At 41.6% G+C, this 1,588-nt stretch carries 3 protein-coding genes; all 3 read left to right on the top strand.

The window, feature by feature from the left end:
- Positions 1 to 105, top strand: a 105-nt coding sequence (locus FC652_RS19880) for a DUF3265 domain-containing protein (protein ID WP_176299878.1), incomplete at its 5' end; no start/stop codon positions are given.
- Positions 106 to 116: 11 nt separating this feature from the next.
- Entirely contained in the window at positions 117 to 671 is a 555-nt protein-coding gene (locus FC652_RS19885) for a hypothetical protein (protein ID WP_097353721.1), read from the top strand.
- A 158-nt stretch (positions 672 to 829) separates the two neighbouring features.
- Positions 830 to 1,171, top strand: a complete 342-nt coding sequence (locus FC652_RS19890; RefSeq protein ID WP_043877180.1) for a hypothetical protein — start codon at positions 830 to 832, stop codon at positions 1,169 to 1,171.
- Positions 1,172 to 1,588: the final 417 nt, after the last annotated feature.

Raw genomic sequence — 1,588 nt, forward strand, 5'->3', positions numbered from 1 at the left:
GGGATTCATGCCGCGTGGCATTTGTGGTTTGCAGTGAGTTTTGGTGGTGAAAGTGATCTGCGGAAACTTGGTTTAGGCGGCACTCACCCCTTAACGCGGCGTTAGGCGAGGTAGTTATGTTGAAATCTTCAAGTGCAATTCTGTTGCTAGTCTCTTGGTCTGCTGTCTCTAGCGATTTGCCGTCAACTTATGTGGGTATTGAAGTCAGTCAATCGACATATGAAGATGTACTTAACTTACTAGGCCCATCTAAACTTCAAAGATTACCTCAAGGCCATTCTGAAAAAGGGTATTGTTATATTGATAATGTTACTTATGTTGTCTTCGGAGGGCATCCAATAATCACAAGAGTCAGTGTGCACGATAGAAAACCAGGGCTAGATTGTAGCCAGAGCCAAATAGAGCTTCCTTCATGTATTGGTGACTATTGTTTAGGTATATCAAAAGCCCAATCTGAATCCATTCTGGGCCAGCAACTTGAGCCCACAACGGACGGTAGCGGCTCTTATGTTCAAGGATATGACTCAATAAGACCCATATCACAAGAAGAAAAAGATCAGCGAAGTTTACCTGATAAAACGGAGCATGCGGACGTTACAAATAATATTTGGTTTAAGTATGCCAATCAGAAGGCAGTTGAAATTGGTGTTTATAAGTACGAGACGTATTAAAAATCGCCTAACAAAGCGTTAAAGAGGGACTTGGCACGCGTGGCATTTTCAATTTGCGTTGGGTTTAGTGTTTAAGGTGTGATGCGGTCACTTTTTTAGTGCGTGCCTGCGCCCCTTAACGCGGCGTTATGCGCTATATCGTTTAAAAAGGATATCGAATGAATAAGTTGTTAGAAGAGTTACTAAAACGTGGTTTTAAAGCAAAAATGCGGAATAAGAGCATTTTTGTTAATCTTTCGCTGTTGTCATACCCAGTATCAATATCTCACAACCCTGAACGAAACACCTACGAGTTAAACATTGAATACTGGCGCTATATTGTCGTAATGATAGGGTTGTCGATTAATGTAATCGTCGGTTTCGTTTACGGCAATGTCATTCTAAGTTCTATCATATTAGCTATTGTATTGTTGCAGCCAGTAGGGTTGTTTATATCAAAATCTAGATCCAAAGAACTAGAAGAATATCTTGAATCACTTAATGGTGAAGTACGCGCATAACAAAGCGTTTAAGTGGGATTTGGCACGCGTGGCATTTTCGGTTTGCGTTGGGTTCAGTGATTAAGTCGCTGTGCGGTAGCTTTTGTAGTGCGTGCCTGCACCCCTTAACGCGGCGTTATGCTTAATCACGCAAAATCAGTGGGTTATGATTGTTCTTTGTTCCCTTGGCTTGTGAGTTTTGTGTTGCTCGGCAAGTCGACTTCGTTTGGCGCTGTTTTCCGGACACTTATTCTTTGGCGCTAAAAATTCTAAGAGTTGCCTCAGTCAATTTTCGGGCAAGCGCGAGGTTAGGGCGGTTGGCTCAATCGGAAATTTGATCTTAGGTTTTTGAGTTTTGACTGCCAAAGTTCAAAGTCTGATTTTCAAAATTATGAGTCATTTCTGTTTTCTACGTTTTGGTTTTTGTTTGTGAACCAA

This window comes from Vibrio sp. 05-20-BW147 (assembly GCF_013369385.1).
GTDB lineage: Bacteria > Pseudomonadota > Gammaproteobacteria > Enterobacterales > Vibrionaceae > Vibrio > Vibrio floridensis.

What these genes read in the sequence shown, in the direction of transcription:
- FC652_RS19890 (WP_043877180.1), top strand. Translation starts at nt 830, where the DNA reads ATGAATAAGTTGTTAGAAGAGTTACTAAAACGTGGTTTTAAAGCAAAA.
- FC652_RS19885 (WP_097353721.1), top strand. Translation starts at nt 117, where the DNA reads ATGTTGAAATCTTCAAGTGCAATTCTGTTGCTAGTCTCTTGGTCTGCT.